Source organism: Geomonas ferrireducens, assembly GCF_004917065.1.
GTDB lineage: Bacteria > Desulfobacterota > Desulfuromonadia > Geobacterales > Geobacteraceae > Geomonas > Geomonas ferrireducens.
In genome coordinates, this window is sequence record NZ_SSYA01000002.1 from 533,558 (window position 1) to 555,207 (window position 21,650).

At 60.1% G+C, this 21,650-nt stretch carries 20 protein-coding genes; 16 read left to right on the forward strand and 4 right to left on the reverse strand.

Features of this window, described 5'->3' with window-relative positions; genetic code table 11:
* Positions 1-87 precede the first annotated feature (87 nt).
* The 3 genes from cysK to E8L22_RS11185 all read left to right on the forward strand — a co-directional run bounded on the left by cysK (position 88) and on the right by E8L22_RS11185 (position 3,073).
* Positions 88-1,041: a cysteine synthase A gene (gene cysK / locus E8L22_RS11175; RefSeq protein WP_136525256.1), complete on the forward strand. Its 954-nt coding sequence runs from the start codon at positions 88-90 to the stop codon at positions 1,039-1,041.
* 204 nt (positions 1,042-1,245) lie between these two features.
* The gene (locus E8L22_RS11180) at positions 1,246-2,247 is read left to right on the forward strand and encodes a methyltransferase (protein ID WP_136525257.1); all 1,002 of its coding nucleotides are present in this window, start codon (positions 1,246-1,248) and stop codon (positions 2,245-2,247) included.
* 70 nt (positions 2,248-2,317) lie between these two features.
* Entirely contained in the window at positions 2,318-3,073 is a 756-nt protein-coding gene (locus E8L22_RS11185; protein WP_136525258.1) for a DUF1499 domain-containing protein, read from the forward strand.
* A gap of 341 nt (positions 3,074-3,414) precedes the next feature.
* On the opposite strand, the gene E8L22_RS11195 is transcribed toward E8L22_RS11185, so the two are convergent.
* A complete protein-coding gene (locus tag E8L22_RS11195) occupies positions 3,415-4,083 on the reverse strand; it encodes an HAD family acid phosphatase (protein ID WP_136525260.1) in 669 nt (222 codons plus the stop codon).
* Positions 4,084-4,110: 27 nt separating this feature from the next.
* Positions 4,111-4,488 carry a response regulator gene (locus E8L22_RS11200; protein WP_136525261.1) on the reverse strand — a complete coding sequence of 126 codons (378 nt, stop codon included), beginning with the start codon at positions 4,486-4,488 and terminating at the stop codon, positions 4,111-4,113.
* A gap of 434 nt (positions 4,489-4,922) precedes the next feature.
* Here E8L22_RS11200 and nifV point away from each other — a divergent pair, with 434 nt between their 5' ends.
* The 9 genes from nifV (at position 4,923) to E8L22_RS11245 (ending at position 15,709) form a co-directional block, all read left to right on the forward strand.
* Positions 4,923-6,065: a homocitrate synthase gene (gene nifV / locus E8L22_RS11205; protein WP_136525262.1), complete on the forward strand. Its 1,143-nt coding sequence runs from the start codon at positions 4,923-4,925 to the stop codon at positions 6,063-6,065.
* 547 nt (positions 6,066-6,612) lie between these two features.
* Positions 6,613-7,482, forward strand: coding sequence for a nitrogenase iron protein (gene nifH, locus E8L22_RS11210; RefSeq protein ID WP_136525263.1), 870 nt, complete (start codon positions 6,613-6,615; stop codon positions 7,480-7,482).
* Positions 7,483-7,526: 44 nt separating this feature from the next.
* Positions 7,527-8,969: a nitrogenase molybdenum-iron protein alpha chain gene (gene nifD, locus E8L22_RS11215; protein ID WP_136525264.1), complete on the forward strand. Its 1,443-nt coding sequence runs from the start codon at positions 7,527-7,529 to the stop codon at positions 8,967-8,969.
* Positions 8,970-9,043: 74 nt separating this feature from the next.
* A complete protein-coding gene (nifK, locus tag E8L22_RS11220; RefSeq protein WP_136525265.1) occupies positions 9,044-10,507 on the forward strand; it encodes a nitrogenase molybdenum-iron protein subunit beta in 1,464 nt (487 codons plus the stop codon).
* 257 nt (positions 10,508-10,764) lie between these two features.
* Positions 10,765-13,521 (forward strand): bifunctional nitrogenase iron-molybdenum cofactor biosynthesis protein NifEN, encoded by a 2,757-nt coding sequence (locus tag E8L22_RS11225; protein ID WP_136525266.1) that lies wholly within the window; start codon positions 10,765-10,767, stop codon positions 13,519-13,521.
* A gap of 126 nt (positions 13,522-13,647) precedes the next feature.
* A complete protein-coding gene (nifX, locus tag E8L22_RS11230) occupies positions 13,648-14,037 on the forward strand; it encodes a nitrogen fixation protein NifX (protein ID WP_136525267.1) in 390 nt (129 codons plus the stop codon).
* Positions 14,038-14,156: 119 nt separating this feature from the next.
* A complete protein-coding gene (gene fdxB, locus E8L22_RS11235; RefSeq protein WP_136525268.1) occupies positions 14,157-14,420 on the forward strand; it encodes a ferredoxin III, nif-specific in 264 nt (87 codons plus the stop codon).
* A 79-nt stretch (positions 14,421-14,499) separates the two neighbouring features.
* Complete coding sequence (locus tag E8L22_RS11240; protein ID WP_136525269.1) at positions 14,500-14,829, forward strand: NifB/NifX family molybdenum-iron cluster-binding protein; 330 nt, start codon at positions 14,500-14,502, stop codon at positions 14,827-14,829.
* 88 nt (positions 14,830-14,917) lie between these two features.
* Positions 14,918-15,709: an NAD(+)--dinitrogen-reductase ADP-D-ribosyltransferase gene (locus tag E8L22_RS11245; protein ID WP_136525270.1), complete on the forward strand. Its 792-nt coding sequence runs from the start codon at positions 14,918-14,920 to the stop codon at positions 15,707-15,709.
* 25 nt (positions 15,710-15,734) lie between these two features.
* Here E8L22_RS11245 and E8L22_RS22010 read toward each other — a convergent pair whose 3' ends face one another.
* The gene (locus tag E8L22_RS22010; RefSeq protein WP_136526093.1) at positions 15,735-16,022 is read right to left on the reverse strand and encodes a hypothetical protein; all 288 of its coding nucleotides are present in this window, start codon (positions 16,020-16,022) and stop codon (positions 15,735-15,737) included.
* A gap of 163 nt (positions 16,023-16,185) precedes the next feature.
* Positions 16,186-17,091: an ADP-ribosyl-[dinitrogen reductase] hydrolase gene (draG, locus tag E8L22_RS11255; RefSeq protein ID WP_136525271.1), complete on the reverse strand. Its 906-nt coding sequence runs from the start codon at positions 17,089-17,091 to the stop codon at positions 16,186-16,188.
* A gap of 497 nt (positions 17,092-17,588) precedes the next feature.
* On the opposite strand from draG, the gene E8L22_RS11260 reads away from it, so the two are divergent.
* The 4 genes from E8L22_RS11260 (at position 17,589) to E8L22_RS11275 (ending at position 21,575) form a co-directional block, all read left to right on the forward strand.
* On the forward strand, positions 17,589-18,443 hold the full coding sequence (locus tag E8L22_RS11260; RefSeq protein ID WP_136525272.1) for a radical SAM protein: 855 nt from the start codon (positions 17,589-17,591) through the stop codon (positions 18,441-18,443).
* Between the two features lie 2 nt (positions 18,444-18,445).
* A complete protein-coding gene (locus E8L22_RS11265; protein ID WP_136525273.1) occupies positions 18,446-19,249 on the forward strand; it encodes a GNAT family N-acetyltransferase in 804 nt (267 codons plus the stop codon).
* A gap of 102 nt (positions 19,250-19,351) precedes the next feature.
* A complete protein-coding gene (locus E8L22_RS11270; protein WP_136525274.1) occupies positions 19,352-20,164 on the forward strand; it encodes an electron transfer flavoprotein subunit beta/FixA family protein in 813 nt (270 codons plus the stop codon).
* A gap of 73 nt (positions 20,165-20,237) precedes the next feature.
* Entirely contained in the window at positions 20,238-21,575 is a 1,338-nt protein-coding gene (locus E8L22_RS11275; RefSeq protein ID WP_136525275.1) for an electron transfer flavoprotein subunit alpha, read from the forward strand.
* Positions 21,576-21,650 lie beyond the last annotated feature (75 nt).

Here is a 21,650-nt window from a genome sequence, read left to right on the forward strand (position 1 = left end):
GTTAAATATAAAAATACAAACGCCTGCAAGAAACCCATGCGTCCGGCACCGTGCGCCGGGATCCAAACAAAAAGGAGAGCAACCGCCATGTCACGTATCTATCTGGATAACTCCCAATCCATCGGTAACACGCCGCTTGTGCGTCTGAACCATGTGACCAAGGGGGCCAAGGCAACCGTTCTGGCCAAGGTCGAGGGGCGCAATCCCGCCTACTCGGTCAAGTGCCGCATCGGCGCCAACATGATCTGGGATGCCGAGGAACGTGGCGTGCTCAAGCCCGGCGTCGAGATCGTGGAGCCGACCAGCGGAAACACCGGCATCGCGCTGGCGTACGTCGCCGCTGCCCGCGGCTACAAGCTGACCCTCACCATGCCCGAAACCATGAGCATCGAGCGCCGCAGGGTACTGGCGGCACTCGGGGTGAACCTCATCCTTACCCCCGGTTCCGCCGGGATGAAGGGGGCCATCGCCAAGGCAGAGGAGATTGTGGCCTCCGATCCGGCGCGTTACTTCCTGCCGCAGCAGTTCAAGAACCCGGCCAACCCGGCCATTCACGAGAAAACGACCGGTCCCGAGATCTGGGCCGATACCGACGGTGCCGTCGACGTCATCGTCTCCGGCGTAGGCACCGGCGGCACCATTTCCGGCATCACGCGCTACCTTAAGCACACCAAGGGTAAGAACGTCGTCGCCGTGGCGGTCGAGCCTAAGGAGAGCGCGGTGATCACGCAGAAACTAGCCGGTCAGGAACTGCGTCCCGGCCCGCACAAGATCCAGGGGATTGGTGCCGGCTTCATCCCCGACACACTCGATCTCTCGCTGATCGACCGCGTAGAGCAGGTCGAGAGCAACGAGGCGATCGAATTCGCCAAGCGACTCACCAAGGAAGAGGGGCTCCTGGTCGGGATCTCCAGCGGTGCCGCAGCGGCAGCCGCCGTTCGCCTCGCCAACCTGGACGAGTTCGCCGGAAAGACCATCGTGGTGATCCTTCCCGACCTCGCCGAGCGTTACCTCTCCACCGCGCTCTTCGACGAAGCGTAAGCCAACTTTGCTTCTCCCTTTAAAAAAGCCCCGGGTCCTCCCGGGGCTTTTTTGTTTTTTCGCGATGGGCACGTCGGAAGAAATCCCGGGGCGGCTTTGCTTGACGCTGATGTCGCAGCCGGGTAGACTTGCCGGGTTCAATGATTTCAGCACGATGGTCGTCTTGGCACCTACGAAGACGACCTTGGCTCTTCAGGGGGGAGTGTGGAAAAGAAAGAATGGTCGCCCGCGACACTGCTTGAGACTTCCGGTAGCTACTGGAGTACCTGTACCCTTCACGCCGGTGTGAAACTGAACGTCTTCACGCCCTTATCCGCTGCGCCGTCATCCGCTCTCCGGCTTGCTGAAGAGATCGGATGCGACGGCCGCGGTCTCGCCATGCTGCTCGATGCCCTGGCGGCACTGGGGCTTATCGAAAAGAGGGGAGGGGAGTATCTCGCCACCCCCTTCGCGGCAAAATTCCTGTCCCGCACCTCACCCGATTACCTCGGGCACATCATCATGCATCACCATCACCTGGTTAACGGGTGGAGCAGGCTTGACGAAGCCGTTCAGACCGGCCATCCCGTGCGGGAACGCGCCTCCCACGAGGACGCCGAGAACGCGAGGGAAAGCTTCCTCATGGGGATGTTCAACTTGGCCCAGATGATCGCCCCGAAGATCGTGCCGCAGATCGATCTCACCGGGCGCAGGCGCCTCATGGATCTGGGCGGCGGCCCCGGCACCTACGCGATACATTTCTGCAGGCAAAACCCGGGACTTGACGCGGTCATCTGCGATCTTCCGACCACGCGCGGTTTCGCAGAGCAGACCGTCGCCCGCTTCGACCTTTCCGAGCGCATCGGCTTCATCGCCGTCGATTTCGAGCAGGACGACCTGCCCGGCGGGTTTGACGTCGCCTGGCTTTCCCATGTGCTGCACGGCATCGGTCCCGAAGCCTGCCAGAGCGTGCTGAAAAAGGCGGTCGCGGCGCTTGAACCGGGAGGGATGATCCTGGTTCAGGAGTTTATCCTCGACGATACGAGGGACGCCCCGGTTTTCCCTGCACTGTTCTCACTGAACATGCTGCTCGGCACCCCGGACGGGCAATCCTACAGCGAGAGCGAACTCTTCGGTATGCTCGAGTCGGCTGGAGCGAAGGGCGTGCGCCGCCTGCCCATCGAGCTTCCCAACGGTGCCGGCGTGGTCGCCGGTATCGTCTCCTGACGGGTCCTCGGCTCAGGGTGCCGGTGTAACGTCTTGGTGGACTCGGGGTGACGTCCCGAATGGAGGGTGTATGGAAGAGAAGAAACCTTCATCAGCCGCCGGAACAAGTCTGATTCTGCCTTTTTTCGCCGCTGCATGCGCCGCCTGCGCCTTCTTGCTGCTATTCACGTCCGGCCCTGGCGCAAGGCTGAACCTGTGGAACTTCAGGACCGGGTTCGCCATGATAAAAGCCGCCGGCTACATCGGTTTCGGCTGCGCCGTGCTCGCCCTGGCGTCCTCCGTCGTGTCGGTCCGGCGGCGGCACTTCAAGGGGATCTTCATCTCCCTGCTGGCCCTCATCGTGGCGTTGTTCGCCTTCGCCATTCCGCTTTACTGGAATTTCCAGGCGCAAAGCTACCCGCGCATCCACGACATCAGCACCGATCTCAGCAACCCGCCTCATTTCGTGGCCATCAGCAGCGCGCGTGGCGCTGGGGTCCGGTATGGGGGAATCGACGTAGCGACGCAGCAGTTGAAGGCCTATCCCGATCTTAAGACCGTGGTGCTGTCGATGCCTGCGGACGAGGCCTACAAAAGGGCGCTTTTGATCGCGCGGGAGTTGAAGTGGACCGTGGTGGCCGAGCGTCCGGCGGAGTGGATCATCGAGGCAACCGACACGACGCGCTGGTTCGGGTTCAAGGACGATGTCGCGATAAGGATCGTACCGGCCGGCGACCGTTGCCTGCTCGACGTCCGCTCCGTTTCCAGGGTCGGCATCAGCGATGTCGGGACCAACGCGAAAAGGATCAGGACCTTTTTGGCGAAGATGGTTCCCGGGCGCACCTGAGGGGACTGGTACTAGAAGAAACGCGCCATCCAGACGAAGGCGGGAGAGTGGAGTTGAAGTTGACTGGAAGAGATTGGTTCATGGTGGCGGCTTGTTTGGGGCTGGTCGCCGTCCTGTCCATTGGGGTCGGTAAAGGTAAGGGAAAAGCCGTCCCGCGGGACGAGCGGCATAAACCGCTTTACCTGGCGGTAAAGGGTGGGCAGGGACAGCCAAAAACCGAGGCTCTCTGCGCCACCTGTCATGGCCAAAGCATGAGGCCGCTGCCAAGAAACCACCCGCCGAAAGAGCAGTGTCTGATTTGTCACCCTATGCTGGCTAACTGAGTCCTAACCCCACTTTGCCTAGTTCTCGGAATCGGCAAGGATCTCCTCGCCGTATTTCCCCGGGTGGTATCCCCCCTTGTTGGTCGACATCCTGCTCCTCTCTACCCTGATCGGTCTTACCTTGTCGCCTTTGACCTGCATCGAATATTCGATGTCGGTGTCGGCATCCCCGTAATAGATCCTCGCTCCGGTTTTCTCCAGGTACGGAGTTTTTGACTGCTCGTTGGTGCAAAAGACTTGCGAGCTGAGCGCGAACAGCCTGTTAAGGCGCTTCCGGATCACCTCCGCATCGTCGTCATAACAGTTACGCTTGGTGATGAAAACGATGGTGTCACCGCGACGCTTGTGCATGGCGATCAGCTCATCACCGGCTTTCTTCTTCATGCTGAACTTGTCCAGGTCCTGGTTCAGGTCCTTGCGGAATTGCGGGTTCGCAAGATAATCGGAGCCGTAGCGGTTCGTCCCGCCGGGACCTTCCCCGTTGTTGGCCCCGTAGTAGTAGGCAGGGGTGGAAAAGAGCACGGTGTCGTCGATGTCGAAACCGGCGACGATGGGAGTGGACGGGAGGCTCTGTGCGAGACCCTCGAGGGTGATGTACTTAACCGGTAGGGAGCTTGTGCTTGGTCCGGCTGCGAGGCCGGCGCCTGCCGTCATGGTGAGTATAAGAATGGCAAGGACTGTTTTCATCTCCGGTCTCCGCTTTGCTGCAAGATGTTATCGGCCGCACAGCACGGTCTTGATGGTGTCGTAGATTTCTCTCGCTTCAAACGGTTTCTTTAGAACACCCTTCGCGCCAACCTTTAACACGGCCTGGGTGTCGCTGGCGCAGTCGGATGCGCTGCTTGTCAGGACATTCGCACCCCGGTCGATGGCGATGATCTCACGCGTGGCGTCGATGCCGTTTTTCTCAGGCATGTAGACGTCCATGATGGTGATGTGCGGTCGGTGGGTGAGGTATTGTCGCACCGCCTGTCTGCCATCTACCGCCTCCCCAACCACTGTGAAGCCGATTCTCTCGAGCGTCTCCCGCAGTGAATCACGGAAAAAGGATTCATCGTCAACGATGAGTATCCGCACGTCTTTCAAAGCCATGGCATATGCCTCCGTTCTGGACAATTGAAAACCGCAATATTTAGATGTGGTATGGCTGGCCGGATGATAACACTTGGGTTAATGTGGAACAACGAAAAAGTTCAAAGAGAGTACTTCTGTGACCAAACTCCCTCCTAATCAAGGAGCGCTTCTGTCGCTGGACGACCCATTGTGCCGCTATTTTAAGCGCGCCGCATAATGCGAGGTCAGTTCCCGCCAAGACCTAGTGTTCCAAGTGGTACAACTGCGATCCTACGAAAAATCTTGTACTTTCTGTTGCTTACAAAGTTGTCTGAGTCCGTATACCGAAGTCTCGCGTTCGTCTGGCACAGCTCCTGCTGAAGGCTTGCTCAGGCTGCGGGTGAAGCAGCTTCCGGGCAACGGCGCCCGTCACGCTTTAACAAGGGGGCGCATGTTCCCCGGAAGGAGGCGACATGGGTGAGGAAGTGAAGGTACGTATCGGCGACACTACACTGCGCGACGGCGAGCAGACCGCGGGTGTTGTGTTCAGCGCTCGCGAGAAGATTGCCATCGCCCGGCATCTGGACGCCATGGGGGTCCACGAACTGGAATGCGGCATTCCTGCAATGGGGGAAGAAGAGAGGGCGTCGATCAGGGCGCTCGTAGAACTGGGGCTGTCGGCGCGTCTCATCACCTGGAACCGTGCTGTGATCCCGGACATCGAGGCGAGCATTGCCTGCGGTGTCGAAGCCGTCGACATCTCCCTTTCCGTCTCGGACATCATGATCGAGCACAAGATCAACAAATCCAGGGCGTGGGTGAAGGAGCAGTTGAAGCGGGCTCTAGATTTCGCCAAAGGAAAGGGGCTCTACGTCTGCGTGGGAGGAGAGGATGCAAGCCGCGCCGACGGTGATTTCCTGATCGAGCTTCTCTCCATCGCCCGTGCGCACGGCGCCGACCGATTCCGCTTTTGCGACACCCTCGGCGTCCTGGAACCGTTCGGGATGTACGAGAAGGTTGCGCGGCTCACGGCGGCGGTGCCGGAGCTGGAGATCGAGGTGCACACCCACAACGATCTGGGGCTTGCCACCGCGAACGCCCTGGCCGGAGTTAGGGGGGGGGCGCGCAGCATCAGCACCACGGTGAACGGTCTCGGAGAGCGGGCGGGGAATGCCGCTTTAGAGGAGGTGGTGATGGCGCTTAAAGTCGCCTGCGGCATAGACGTCGGTATCGACACGAGACGCTTTCGTGGCGTCTCGCGGCTCGTCGGGCGCGCCTCGAACCGTGAGGTCCCGGCTTGGAAAGCGGTGGTGGGGGAGAAGGTGTTTGCGCACGAATCCGGGCTGCACGCGGACGGGGTTTTGAAGGATCCCCGAAACTACGAGCTCTTCGCACCAGAGGAGGTGGGGCTCACGCGGTACATCGTCGCCGGGAAACATTCCGGCACGAACGGGATCGTGGAGAGTTACCGCCAGATCGGCGTCCCGATTTCTAGGGAGGAGGCGCAGGAACTCATGGAACAGGTGCGCAGCACTGCGCAGCGCATCAAGGGCCCCCTGGCCCCCCGGGACCTGTTGAAGCTGCACGAGGGGCGCGCCGTCTCACTGGCGGCGTGACTGCTTGCAAGGTCGGACCAAGGCAAATCCCCCCTGTCCCCCCTTCGCAAAGGGGGGAACGCCCGGTGCTTATGCCTCGCTTCGTAGGAGCAGCCCCCACTTACAGCAGTCCGAGAAGTCCGAGAAGTCCGAGAAGTCCGAGAAGTCCGAGAAGTCCGAGAAGTCGCCACCGAAGGGTGCACAATAGTTAGGCAGCTGCCCTGGTATACAACTTCGAAGTCAGCAGAAGAAGCACAAGGCAATCAGTAAAACCATGTAACAACTGATGGTTAGAGCTTGGCACGATAGCTGCTAAGAGTAAGACAACAACCGAATAAAGGATACGACGTCGTATCCCGTCGAGAGTTTTGGCAAAGGCGCCCACGTTAGCAGTAACGGAGCGCCTTTTTTATTTAGGCCCCCGCAAATCAAACGAGCCCTGCACCGCAACCCGCCCCGAAAGGAGCATGCCAGGTGCCATGTTCGCCGGATAGGCCGGCGACGGTGACTAAGCGCTCCAGCCTGAGGGCGGCGGCGGTCGGCGGGGCAAACAAAAGGAGAGGAAGACATGAGACAGATCGCGATTTACGGCAAGGGCGGCATCGGCAAATCCACTACCACCCAGAACACCGTGGCAGGCCTCGCCTCCATCGGCAAGAAGGTAATGATCGTAGGCTGCGATCCCAAGGCGGACTCGACCCGCCTGATCCTGCACGCGAAGGCGCAGTCCACCGTCATGGACCTCGTGCGTGAGCTCGGCACGGTGGAGGATCTGGAGCTTGAGGACGTGATGAAGGTCGGCTACGGCGACGTGAAATGTGTCGAGTCCGGCGGGCCGGAGCCGGGTGTCGGCTGTGCAGGGCGCGGCGTCATCACCGCCATCAACTTCCTCGAGGAGAACGGGGCCTACACTCCGGACCTCGACTTCGTGTTCTACGACGTTCTGGGCGACGTCGTCTGCGGCGGGTTCGCGATGCCGATCCGCGAAGGGAAGGCGGAAGAGATCTACATCGTCTGCTCCGGCGAGATGATGGCCATGTACGCCGCCAACAACATCGCCAAGGGGATCCTGAAATACGCCTCCTCCGGCAAGGTGAGGCTCGCCGGACTGATCTGCAACGCGAGAAAGACGGACAAGGAGTACGAGCTGATCGACGCCCTGGCCAAGAAGCTTGGCACCCAGATGATCCACTTCGTTCCCCGCGACAACCAGGTGCAGCGCGCTGAACTGCGCAGGATGACCGTCATCGAGTATTCCCCGGATCACCCGCAGGCCAACGAGTACCGCACCCTTGCCCAGAAGATCGCGGACAACAAGATGCTGGTGGTCCCGACCCCGCTCGAGATGGAGGAGTTGGAAGACCTCCTCATGGAGTTCGGCATCATGGAGGCCGAGGACGAGAGCATCGTGGGCGTGGCCGAGGCGGCAGCGGTCTAATTCGGGAGGGGGCGGCCGGCGCCGCCCCTTAAAAGGAGCCAGATATGTCTGAGGAAACAAAGAAGAAGTTAGACGGCATCACCATGGAGTCGACGCAGGCGATGATCGACGCCGCCATGGAGATCTATCCCGATAAGGCGAAGAAGAAGAGGGCGCCGCACTTGGCCCCGAACGCGGGGGAGGGGGCGTGCGTCAAGAGCAACCGCAAGACGGTCCCCGGCATCATGAGCGCCCGTGGCTGCGCCTATGCCGGCGCCAAGGGGGTCGTCTGGGGCCCGATCCGAGACATGGTGCACGTCTCGCACGGCCCGGTCGGCTGCGGCTGGTACTCCTGGGGAACGCGCAGAAACCTCGTCACCGGCGTGAACGGCGTCTCCCAGTTCGCCATGCAGTTCACCTCCGACTTCCAGGAGAAGGACATCGTCTACGGCGGCGACAAGAAGCTCAGGACCCTTCTCGAGGAAGCCCACGAGCTCTTCCCGCTCGCCAAGGGGATCTCGGTCCTCTCCGAGTGCCCGGTAGGCCTCATCGGTGACGACATCAACTCGGTGGCGAAGACTGCCTCGAAGGATCTCGACATCCCGGTCATCCCCTGCAACTGCGAGGGGTTCCGCGGCGTGTCCCAGTCGCTTGGCCACCACATCTCCAACGACACCATCCGCGACCACATCATCGGCACCCGCGAGTTCCGCGAGCCGGCGAGCCCGTACGACATCGCCCTGATCGGCGACTACAACATCGGCGGCGACGTCTGGAGCGTTAAACCTCTGCTTGAGGAAATAGGGCTCAACGTCAAGGCGGTGTGGACTGGTGACGGCGAACTCGAAAAGATCGCGGCGACCCACACGGTGAAGCTGAACCTGATCCACTGCTACCGCTCCATGAACTACATGTGCCGCGTCATGGAAGAGAAGTACGGCATCCCCTGGGTCGAGTTCAACTTCTTCGGCCCGACCAAGATCCGCGAGAGCCTGAGAAAGATCGCCGAGTACTTCGACGACTACATCAAGGAGAGGGTGGAGGCGGTGATCGCCAAGTACGATCCGATCATGCAGGCGGTCATCGACGAGTACCGGCCGCGCCTGGAAGGTAAGACGGTAATGCTCTACGTCGGCGGCCTGCGCCCCCGCCACACCGTGAACGCCTACGCGGACCTCGGCATGACCGTGGTCGGCTCCGGTTACGAGTTCGCCCACGGCGACGACTACGAGAGGACCTCCCCCGAGATGCCCGAGGCGACCGTCATCTACGACGACGCCTCCGAACACGAACTCGAGCAGTTCGTAAACGAGCTGCGCCCCGACCTGGTCGGCTCCGGCATCAAGGAGAAGTACCTGTTCCAGAAGATGGGCATCCCGTTCCGCCAGATGCACTCCTGGGACTACTCAGGCCCGTACCATGCCTACAACGGCTTCCCGATCTTCGCCCGCGACATCGACATGGCGGTGAACAGCCCGACCTGGAAGCTCGTCAACGCGCCTTTCTAGTGCGTCCCGAACCTCAACCCTGTTTTTACTTCCGCCGTGTGACGGATTAGTCTCCGGCCGAAAGGAGCAATACTATGACTGCAGAAGCTGCCGTGAAATATGTCACCGAGATACCCGAAGAGGAAGTGACGCGGGTTTCCGAGTGGATCAATAGCGAGGAGTACAAGGAGAAGAACTTCGCCCGCCAGGCGCTGGTGATCAACCCGGCCCACGCCTGTCAGCCGCTGGGTGCGGAGCTTGCCGCGCACGGTTTCGAAGGGACGCTCCCCTTCGTGCACGGCTCCCAGGGGTGCGCCTCCTATTACCGCTCCACTTTCAACCGTCACTTCCGCGAGCCGGCGCCGGCCGTGTCCGATTCCATGACTGAGGACGGCGCGGTGTTCGGGGGGCAGAACAACCTGCACGAAGGGCTGGAAAACGCCTACACCATCTATAAGCCGAAGATGATGGCGATCTTCACCTCGTGCATGCCGGAGGTCATCGGCGACGACCTGACCGCGTTCATCAAGAACGCGAGGAACAAGGGAATCGTGCCGCAGCACTACCCGCTCCCCTACGCAAACACCCCGAGCTTCAACGGCTCGCACGTTCACGGCTACGATGCCATGCTCCTTTCCATCCTGCAGACCCTCACCGAGGGTAAGAAGATCGAGGGGCGCTGCACCGGCAAGTTGAACCTCATCGCCGGGTTCGACGCCAACACCGGCAACTACCGCGAGTACAAGAGGATCCTTAAGGAGATCGGCATCCCGTACACGCTTCTTGCCGACATCTCCGAATCCTTCGATTCCCCGCTCGACGGCACCTATCGCGCATACCCGGGCGGCACGCCGCTCGAGGACGCGGCCGACTCCATCAACGGGAAGGTGACCCTGACCGTCGCCCCCTACGCGAGCGCCAAGACCTTCAACTGGATCAAGGACAACTTCTCCGGCAAGCACATCTCCATGCCGACCCCGTTCGGCGTCGAGAAGACAGACCAGTTCCTGATGACCCTCGCCAAGGAATTCGGCAAGCCGATCCCCGAATCCCTGAAGGCGGAGAGGGGGCGCGCCGTCGACGCCATGACTGACGCGCACCAGTACATCCACGGCAAGAAGTTCGCCCTTTACGGCGACCCCGACTACCTGACCGGGTACGTCACCTTCCTCCTGGAGATGGGTGCGCGTCCGTACCACATCCTCTGCAGCAAGGGGACTAAGAAGCTCGAAAAAGAGCTGCAGGCGCTCCTCGACGGCTCCCCCTACGGCGCCGGGTGCAAGATCTACATCAACAAGGACCTCTGGCACATGAGGAGCCTCCTCATGACCGATCCGGTTGACGCCGTCATCGGCGACACCCACGGCAAGTTCATGGCCCGCGATGCCAAGGTGCCGCTGTTCCGCTTCGGCTTCCCGATCTTCGATCGCGTGAACCTGCACCGTGCGCCGCTCATAGGCTATCAGGGCGCCATCAACATGCTGACCGCCATCTGCAACAAGTTCATCGACATCCGTGATGAGACCTGTGACGACCGTAACTTCGAGATGATGAGGTAACCAGGTATCTCTCCCGGCCCTCTCCCTTCAGTGGCCTGCGACAACGTTTCGGTTCGCGAAGGGAGGGGGCTTCAGGCAATTACGGGGAATGAGGATACAGCCGTCCATGAAGCTCTGAATGGGCCCCAACGTTACCCCCTTTGCGAAGGGGGAGCCTGCCCCCCGTAGCCTTGGCGAAGGGGGGACAGGGGGGATTTGCCTTGGTTGCACCACAACCACCCCGCACATCTCAAACCGCACACATAAAGGAGGCTCCAATGGCGAAGCCGGATTGGTACGACACGACAGATTGCGAGACACACGACGCCGGGGCTCCCAAGTTCTGCAAGAAATCCGAACCGGGCGAAGGGACCGAGCGCAGCTGCGCCTACGACGGTGCGCGCGTCGTCCTCATGCCCATAACTGATGTCATTCACCTGGTGCACGGCCCCATCGCCTGCGCCGGAAACTCCTGGGACAACCGCGGCGCGCGTTCCTCCGACTCTCAGATCTACCGCCGCGGCTTCACCACAGAGATGCTGCAAAATGACGTGATCTTCGGCGGCGAGAAGAAGCTCTATCGCGCCATCCAGGAACTCGCGGCGCGCTACCCCGAGGCGAAGGCGATCTTCGTCTACGCTACCTGCGTTACCTCCATGACCGGCGATGACATCGAGGCGGTCTGCAAGGCGGCCCGCGACAAGGTGAGCGTACCGGTGATCCCGGTGAACACCCCCGGTTTCATCGGCGACAAGAACATCGGCAACCGCCTCGCGGGCGAGACACTCTTCAAATACGTGATCGGCACGGCTGAGCCCGAATACACCACCGACTACGACATAAACCTGATCGGCGAGTACAACATAGCCGGAGATCTCTGGGGCATGCTGCCGCTCTTCGAGCGGCTCGGCATCCGTGTCCTTTCCTGCATCAGCGGGGACGCCAAGTTCGAGGACCTGCGCTACGCACACCGTGCGAAGCTGAACGTCATCGTATGTTCGAAGAGCCTCACCAACCTAGCCAAGAAGATGCAGAAGAATTACGGCATCCCGTACCTGGAAGAATCCTTTTACGGCATGACCGACGTGGCGAAGGCGCTGCGCGACATCGCCCGCGAACTGGACGACCAGGTGAACGGCCTGGAGAAGCGGGTCATGCAGGAGCGGGTCGAGGCGCTTATCGCCGAATGCGAGGAGGCCTGCCGCGCTGAATTGGCGCCATACCGCGAGCGGCTCGTCGGGAAGAGGGCGGTTCTCTTCACCGGCGGCGTTAAGACCTGGTCCATGGTTAACGCGCTGGCCGAACTTGGTGTCGACATCCTCGCGGCCGGAACGCAGAACTCCACGCTTGAGGACTTCTACCGGATGAAGGCGCTCATGCACGAAGACGCCTCCATCATCGCGGACACCAGCACGGCGGGGCTTTTATCCGTCATGTACGACAAGCTTCCCGACCTGATCGTGGCCGGAGGGAAGACCAAGTACCTGGCCCTCAAGACTAAGACGCCGTTTCTGGACATCAACCACGGTCGCAGCCACCCATACGCCGGTTATTCAGGCATGGTCACCTTTGCAAAGCAGCTCGACCTGACCGTGAACAACCCGATCTGGTCCGCGCTGAACTTGAAGGCACCCTGGGAGAAGGATGCCGCCTCGCTTGAAGCGGATCTCGCGTTTGCCGCGGGACACGCAGCGCGTCTTGCCGGCCTCGACATGAAAGCTTCCCGCGTGAAGGTCCCGACGAAGCACGCGACGGTGAACCCGCAGAAGAACTCTCCGGCCCTCGGCGCGACACTTGCCTACCTGGGCATCGACGGCATGCTGGGTCTTTTGCACGGCGCCCAGGGATGCTCAACCTTCATAAGGCTGCAGCTCTCGCGTCACTTCAAGGAGTCCATCGCGCTCAACTCGACCAGCATGAGCGAGGAGGCCGCCATCTTCGGTGGGTGGGAGAATCTGAAGCTGGGGCTGAACCGCGTCATGGAGAAGTTCAAGCCTGAGGTGGTCGGCGTGATGACCACCGGTCTCACCGAGACCATGGGGGATGACGTGAGAAGCGCGATCGTGAAGTTCCGCGAGGCGCATCCAGAGCACGATAACATCCCGGTGATCCACGCCTCCACGCCTGACTACTGCGGCTCGATGCAGGAGGGATACGCCGCCGCGGTCGAGGCGATCCTCGCCACCATCCCGGAAGGGGATATCCCTGTACCTGGACAGGTAAGTATTCTGCCCGGGTGTCATCTGACACCGGCGGAAGTGGAGGAAATCGCAGAGTTGTGCCGGGCTTTCGGGCTCGACCCTATCGTCGTTCCCGACATCTCCAACGCGCTTGACGGACACATCGACGCGACGGTCTCGGCCCTATCCGTAGGTGGGATCGCCGTCGAACGGATCAAGGCTGCGGGCAGAAGCCAAGCGACGCTCTATTTTGGAGATTCGCTGGCCGATGCCGCCGCAGTTCTGAAGGACAAGTATGGCATCCCGAGTTACGGCTTCACCTCGATTACGGGCCTCGTCGAGTCCGACCTCCTGATGGCGACGCTTGCCAAGGTTTCCGGGCGCCCCGTTCCCGAGAGGCTCAGGCGCTGGCGGAGCCGTCTCATGGACGCCATGGTCGACTGCCATTACCAGTTCGGTCAGAAGAAGATCGCTCTGGCGCTGGAGGCCGACCACCTGAAGGGGATGACCTCTTTCCTGGCGAGCCTTGGCTGCGACATCCAGGTGGCCATCGCCGCGACGAGGACGCGTGGGCTGGACCAGTTGCCAGTGGAGAATCTCTTCGTGGGAGATCTGGAGGATCTGGAAAAGAGTGCGGCCGGCGCAGACCTTCTGGTCGCGAACTCGAATGGCAGGCAGGCCGCGAAGAAACTGGGTATAGGGGCGCACCTGAGGACCGGGATGCCGGTGTTCGATCGGCTCGGCTCGCATCACAAGATGTGGGTCGGTTACCAGGGAACGCTGAACCTCATCTTCGAGCTTGCCAACATCTTCCAGGCAAATGCGAAAGAAGCGCAGAAGCTGGCGCACAACTAAAACAGTCCCCTCTCCCACGGGCCTTCGACCACCGTAGGGCTCCGGTCCTCAGATGGGAGAGGGGGAGGGGGAGGGGGAGGGTGTCGGCAGATGCAAAATCCTGTATCGCCTTCAAAGGAGACCGCTATGAAGATCGCTTTTACGAGTAAAACCGGTGAATCCATCGACATGCATTTCGGGCAGGCTGATTCGTTCCACGTGTGGGAAGTTGGGCCGGACGAAGCGCACTACGTTCAGACCCTCACCGTCGGCGAAAGCGGCAGCGACGAGGAGGACCGCATCGCCGCGAGGGCGAATCTCCTCACCGACTGCGCCATCGTCTATACCATGCAGATCGGAGGACCGGCTGCGGCCAAGCTCGTCGCTAAACGCATCCATCCCATGAAGACCAACGTGGAGGTTGGGCTCAAGGAATCGATCGAACGGATGCAAGAGGTGCTTAGGGGAAACCCGCCGCCCTGGTTGCGTAAGGCGATGAACAAGGACCTCGCGACTTCTTTCCTCGACGAAGAGTAGCCAACTCCTCCCCCTGGGGGGGGAAGGGGAAGAAGTCATGGCGCCCTTGCAGGAGTATTAAAAGTTCAAGCAATGAATCGATAATCAGCAGTCAATATACCGAAAAAAGGAGATTTATCATGGCTTACATCACCGGTTTGACCAAGAACAAGAAGGAGTGGACCCCGCAGTTCATCACCGCAATCGACGAAGAGACTTGCATCGGCTGCGGTCGCTGTTTCAAGGTCTGCGCCCATGACGTGCTCAACTTCGAAGAGGTTGATGAGGACGATTCGGCCAAGATGTTCATGAAAGTCGAGAATCCCGGCAACTGTATCGGCTGCCAGGCGTGCGGCAGAACCTGCTCGAAGAAGTGTTTCACCTTCGAGCCGGTGGTGGCGTAAGGGTAAGGGGACTGGCTCCGCAGGTGCCTGTCCCCTTCTCGCGTGTGCCCCAAACCTAACCAGTCTTTAGGAGGTACCCATGCTTTTTGCAGTCGCGTCCAGAGATGGCAAGGAAATCAACCAGCACTTCGGGCATGTTGAGCGCTTCCTGATCTACCGCGTGGAGGACGATACGGTGAGTTTCGTAGAGGAGCGTCCGGTCGAGAAGTACTGCCGCTTCGACCCGGAGCACCCGCTCAGGGCTCACACGCTGAAGGACACCGCCGACGCCCTCAAAGGATGCCGCGCCGTGGTCTGTTCCATGATTGGTGAAGCCCCGAAGGGTGAGTTAGAGCGCCTCGGCGTCGAGCCGTACGTGATAGAAGGCGAGATAGAGCCTGTCTTGAAGGATCTTGCCAAAGTACTGTAGAAAGCCCGTACTTGCTGGAAACTCGGCAAGCCGTGTCGGCCCCACGATCTCATCCTCAACCTTAATCCGTAACACTAGTGGCGATTCAATGGAGAATTCATTCAACCACTGCAACCTTCCCCCGTGGGTCATCGCTTCCCGCCACTTCAACGACCACCCGCAAACCCTCGAGATCCAGGGGGTGCGCGCGGTGAACCGTTTCCTCTTCGACAAGCTCGACGGCATAGATTCCGCCGAAGAGCGCGCGTCAGTCTTCAACGACTACATGTCGGTGAAATTCCAGTTGCATCAATGGCAGCAGGAAACCGCTGTTGCGCGAAAGAGTCTCAAGAACAGCTACCTCCGCTTTCTCCGGGGGTGGATGATGGATTCCAACTCGGTGGAGGGGGCCGTGCTGAAAGGATGGGTGGAGAGCCGGATGGGGCTTGCGCCTACCTTCCACAACGTGCGCATCGCCGGTATCCACGACCAAAATTACCTGCAGTACGCCATCGACCGCACCAAGGGGAGTGCACGCACTTCTGCCATCAATTCTCAGCTGGACCTGCTCTACGAATACTGCCAGTACGAACTCGCCAAGCGCTATCCCGACCGCAAGCACCTCACCCTGTACCGCGGAACCTTCGAGCGCTCCGAACACGACAAACTCGAGACCGTCTCGAAGCGAGAAGAGATCGTGCGCCTCAACAACCTGAATTCGTTCACGACCGACGAGGAACGGGCGTGGGAATTCGGCTTCATCGTTTGGGAGGTCCGGGTCCCACTCGCCAAGATCTTCTTTTTCAGTGAGCTTCTGCCCAATTCCATCTTGAAAGGTGAGGGAGAGTGCCTCGTAGTCGGCGGGGAGTTCCGGGTCAAACGGCTCATGTGTACCGTGTAGGTGTCTGAAGTACAGCCATAACTTCTCAATCGTGATGCAGAAATTGGGGTGAGCGGTTCCGAAGTTTGGGAGAGCCGTTCTGAAGTTCGAGAGAGCCGTTCTGAAGTTCGGGAGAGCCGTTCTGAAGTTCGGGAGAGCCGTTCTGAAGTTCGGGAGAGCAGTTCAGAAGTTCGAAAGAGCAGTTCAGAAGTTCGAAAGAGCAGTTCAGAAGTTCGGAAGAGCAGTTCAGAAGTTCGGAAGAGCAGTTCAGAAGTTCGGAAGAGCAGTTCAGACGTTCGGGAGAGCGGTTCAGAAGTTCGGAAGAGCAGTTCAGAAGTTCGGGAGAGCGGTTCGGAAGTTCGGCATAGCAGTTCCGAAGTTTGGGAGAGCAGTGCGGAAGTTATGGAGAGCAGTTCTGAAGTTTGGAAGAGCGGTTCGGAAGTTCTGAAGAGCGGTTAGGAAGTTCTGAAGAGCGGTTAGGAAGTTCAGAAGAGCGGTTAAGAAGTTCGGAATAGCGACGAAAGCTGCACCAGCTGCTCGGACAGCTCCATGATTTCGCTCGCAAGTCCCTTGGAAAGCTTCTTCTTCCACCGTGCCGGGATCGCTTCCTCGCCGTAGTAAGCACCGGCTAGTGCGCCGGCTATGGCGCCAGTCGTGTCGGCGTCTCCTCCCTGGTTTACCGTTTCCGTCACACATCCTTCGAAAGAACGCGATCTGAAGAAGCAGTGGAAGACGGTCTGCATAGTGTCGACCACGTAGCCTGAGGCAAGCCCTTTGTACGGCTCGAAATTGAAATTCGGGTAGAGGGAAACCAGGTCGGCAGCTTCGCGTCTCATGCGCTGCATGGAACGGCCGGTAAGGGCCAGATGCAGCAAGCGGCCGAGGTAAAGGGTGGCCGCGTCGGAGAGAGGATGGTTATGGGTCAGATGGGCATGGTCGATGGTGCAGGTCTCGAGAAGGGTGGCGTCGCCAACGGTAAAGAGGGCGACGGGAAGGGTTCGCATAGCGGCGCCGTTGCCTCCGTCCCATTCGTTCGGCGGGGTCTCGGTCGTGCCATGCAGCATGTAGTTCCGAATGCCGCGGCGGCAGGTGTCTCCGACGTCTATCGGCTTGGACCTAAGCCAAGCGGCGAGGTTGTCGGCGGCATCCCTTAGGCTCCAACCTCCGGCACTGTTGATGGCTCGTGCGAGGCAGAGCGACATCTCCGTGTCGTCGGTCACTTGTCCCGGTTTGAGCCTAAGCCATCCGCCTCCCACCATTTCTCTTAAGACACCGTACTTCCCCTTTATCTCGCCACGTGTCATGAATTCCACCGGAGCCCCGAGCGCGTCACCGACCGCAAGACCAATGAAGGCCCCGCGTGCCCTGGACACTAACTCGCTATGGAAGGAATGGACGGTCATGCAGGTTCCGCTGCAATATCCACTCCGGCTGTCTCGAAATCGCTCTTGCCGTGACAGAAGCGCGCGAAGCAACTGATTGAGCTTCCTTTCGACGCGAGTTCAAGACGGTCATGCCGCGCCCGCGTGCACAAAAAATAGTCTCATGGGTACCTGATAGGCATCACAGCCTGCAGCCGACGTTGCAACCGCCCATTTACGACTGGCGCTGTCAGTCGCAATCAGGTGCTGTGGTGGCTATGAAGGACAAAAGCCCCTAAACCCTTTTGCCGCAATGGATGCGGAGGCGTTGAGGGCACTATGAACCGGCTTGGCCGCCGTGTCGTGAGGTTGTGTAGACGTGTTCAGTCCGGAAGCTGGCACGCTAAATGCTAAACGAGGATCAACAGATACAAAGAGGTATCTCACATTGACGGCAACGATGCCCGGCGGAGAACATTATCCGACCGGGCATCTTTCGTTTTCAGGGCCAGCCTGGAGCGAGGATCAAGGAGGATATCATGGCAACGGCGTGCAAAAAGATGGAGAAGATCCAGGGGCATCCCTGCTTTGGCGGCAACCACCACAAAAACGGCCGGATGCATCTCGCCGTGGCTCCAAAATGCAACATCAAGTGCGGTTACTGCACCAGGCGGCACGACTGCGCCAATGAATCGCGCCCCGGCGTGACCAGCCGGTTGCTTTCCCCCGAAGAGGCGATCGTCAGAGTGCGCGAGGTGATGGCGAGCCCCATCACCGGCCCGATCATCAAGGTGATCGGCATAGCCGGTCCGGGTGATCCGCTTTTCAACGATGAAACCTTCCGGACCTTCCAGCTCGTGGACCAGGAATTCCCGCACCTCATCAAGTGCATGAGCACCAACGGTCTGCTGTTGCCTGATAAGATGCCGGTTCTGCATGCGCTTGGGCTGCACAGCCTCACCGTAACGCTCAATACCCTCGATCCCAAGGTGGGGGGCAGGATCTACTCTCATGTGCATTACAACGGCACCACCTACACAGGCGAAGAAGGTGGCGAGATCCTGGTGAGGAACCAGTTGGAGGGGATCAGGCTGGCGGCCGAACTCGGGATGACCATAAAGATCAACACGGTGCTCATCCCTGGAATAAATGACGAGCAGATACCGCTCATCTCAAAAAAGGTCAAGGAACTCGGCGCCTTCGTGATGAACATCATGCCCCTCATACCGCAGGCCGACTTCGCCCACATCGAAGCCCCTTCGGTGGAAAGGCTCGATGCCTTGCGCCGCGACAACGAGAAAACGATCGGGCAGTTCAAACACTGCAAGCAGTGCCGGGCCGACGCGGTCGGGCTCATCGGCGAGAACCTGCAGCTTGCCACGGCGCCCCTCTGACCATGACAACACCTTTTCGCAACGAGGATATAGCCCCTTTTATCGCTTTGGCTACCGCCGAGGGGTGGATCTGCGGCGAATGGGAACTGAAGTTCCTGCTGCAGAGCTTCCCGCAGGGGTGTCTGGTGAAGCGGGACGGAAGCGAGGTTCTTGGTTATGTAACCTCGTTGCGCCACGCGGAAAGCGGCTGGATCGGCAACCTGCTCGTTGCCCCGCAACACCGCAGGCGCGGCATAGGGGTGGAGCTGATGCACGGCGCTATCGACGCGCTGCTTCATGCGGGTGTGAAAACGGTGTGGCTTACCGCCTCGGCGAAAGGTGTGGATCTTTACCGCAAGCTCGGTTTCGTGACCATCGATAGCATCAACCGCTGGGTGGGGGAGGGGGGTGTCGTGCGCACACCCTTTTCCGCAGCTCCCATTGACCGGAGTGTCATCGGGAAGGTGGATGCTTACGGCTGGGGTGACCGGCGCGAAGCCTTGCTCCAGGTAACCAGCAGCAGGGGGCGGGTGTTCTGTGGGGACTCCTCCTTTCTTTGCACGCAGCATTGGGAGGGGGGGATGCAAGTGGGACCGTGGGGTGCGCTCGGAGATGAGCAGGCGGCAGTTCTTTTTGAACTCGCTCTGTGTAGTACCGCCGAGCCTATCTTTCTGGATGTTCCAGCCGGCAATGTTGCGGCAGCCTCGCTGCTCGCACGCAAAGGTTTCTCGATCCGGGGCAACAATACACTGATGTATCTTGGCGCCGTTCCCGCTTACCATCCTCAAGGCGTATATGCCTTGGCAAGTATGGGAAGTATGGGGTGATTGGTGATACTTGGGTATAAGTTGGTAATTTGATATGTTGATACAGTTGTAAAGCGGTAAGTACAATGCTCAACCCGATGCTATGCCAATAATGGAGGGCGTATGATAGTCGTCGCCTGTATCAAGCAGGTTCCCGATACGACGCAGGTACAGATCGATCCGGTGACCAACACGCTGGTGAGAGACGGGATTCCGTTCATCATCAACCCCTATGACGGTCACGCCCTGGAGGAGAGTCTGCGCCTCAAGGACAGCCATGGCTTCAAGGCGGTGGCGCTTTCCATGGGGCCGCCCAACGCGGAAGCCACACTCAGAAAGGCGCTCGCACTCGGAGCCGACCGGAGCATCCTTCTCTCCGACCGGGTCTTCGGCGGTGCGGATACCTTGTCCACCAGCAACGTGCTTTCCGCTGCCATCGACAAGCTCCGTGAAGATGAAGAAGTGGGGATCGTTTTTTGCGGCAAGCAGACCATCGACGGTGACACCGCCCAGGTCGGCCCCGGTATCGCAGTGCGCCTTGGCTTTTCCCAGCTGACCCTTGTCGATCGGATCGAGAAGATAGATCTGGTGGAGAGGACGATCACGGTAAGGCGGAAGCTGGAGGGGCGCTACGAGATCGTGGAAGCGCGACTGCCGGCGATGATCACCGTGGTGCGGGAATTGAATCGCCCGCGTTACCCGACCGTCCCCATGCGGCTTGCTTCAGCTAAGGCCGAAGTAGAGGTTTGGAGCAACGAGCAGTTGCAGCTCGATGTGAACAGCGTCGGACTCAAGGGCTCCCCCACCTGGGTAAGCCGGATCTTCTCTCCTGAGAGGAAAGAGGGGGAAATCGTCGGTGACGGCATGAACGACCCCGCGGGAGCCGCCCGCCTGCTGCTCGAGCGGCTGATCGAGGGGGATATGCTGGCGGTGTGACGACAGGCCGCTCGCTTCTAGGTCGGACCAGTCGGACCAGTCGGACTGGCACTAAAACAAACAGGGCGAACCCATGACTGAACCCCAAAAGTTAAAAAAACCGCGCGGCAAGGCGCGGGTGATAAGCGGCAAGTGCATCGCCTGCGGCGCACGCTGCCAGAGTGTTTGCCCGGTTAATGGCGTAGATATGAGCGAACAGGGCGAACCGATCATCTCTGCCGACAAATGCATCGGCTGCGTGAAGTGCGTTAAGGCGTGCCCGGCAGGCGCACTGGAGATGTTCTACACCCCGGAAGAGCTGGCCATCATCGCGAGCTTCGAGAAACACGGCGGCGAAGAGGTGGACGAGGAGGAACTCGAGCGCCGGCGCAGGATCTCGGCCTACAAGGGAGTCTGGGTCTTCATCGAACAAAACGACGGCGAAGCGGCCAAGGTCTCCTGGGAACTCACCGGCGTCGGGCGAGAACTCGCAGATAAGCTCGGCGTCCCGCTCTCGGCGGTGATCATCGGCAGCGGCATCCAGCCTCTTGCCGACCTCGCTTTCAGCTACGGGGCCGACCAAGCCTATCTCATCAACGATCCCGTGTTCCGCCAGTACCGCACCGAGCCCTTCCTCGAGGCGATGTGCTACCTCATCGGCAAGCATAAGCCCGAGGTTGTGCTGATGGGGGCGACCGGGATGGGACGTGATCTCGCAGGCGCCGTGGCGACACGGGTGAAGACCGGGCTCACCGCCGACTGCACCGGTCTTGGCATCGATCAGAAAGGGAACCTGATGCAGACCCGCCCGGCCTTCGGCGGCAACATCATGGCCACCATCATGTGCGACCGATTCCGTCCTCAGATGGCGACGGTCCGTCCGCACGTGATGTCCATGCCAGCGCAGCGCGCAGGCGCCACCGGAACCATCATCAAGGAGAGCTGTCCCGTATCGGAGGCGTCGATCTTCACGCGCGTACTCGAGGTCATAACAGAAAAGGGGGGCAAGGAGAGGGTGGACGTGGCGGGAGCGGAATTCATCGTCTCCGGCGGCCGCGGCCTCATGGCCAAGGAGAACTTCGCCATGCTCGAGGAACTTGCCGATGAACTGGGTGGTGTGGTGGGGGGCTCGCGCAGCGCTGTCGACGCAGGTTGGCTCCCGCAAGACCGACAGGTTGGACAGACCGGGAAGACGGTGCGTCCGAAGATCTACATAGCCTGCGGCATCTCGGGCGCCATCCAACACCTGGTCGGGATGCAGGACTCAGACGTCATCATCGCCATCAACCGCGACGCCGAAGCGCCCATCTTCGAGGTGGCGACCTTCGGCATCGTCGGCGACCTCTTCGAAGTGGTGCCGGCACTCACCGCCGGGATTAGGGACATGAAAGGAAATGCCGGGGAAGCATGTGCGCTAGTCTCAAAGCAGTGAGCACGGCAGCACGCTCCCCCCTTCGCAAAGGGGGGAACGCGAGGTCAGCTGCGGCGCGTCGTGGGCAACCGCAGC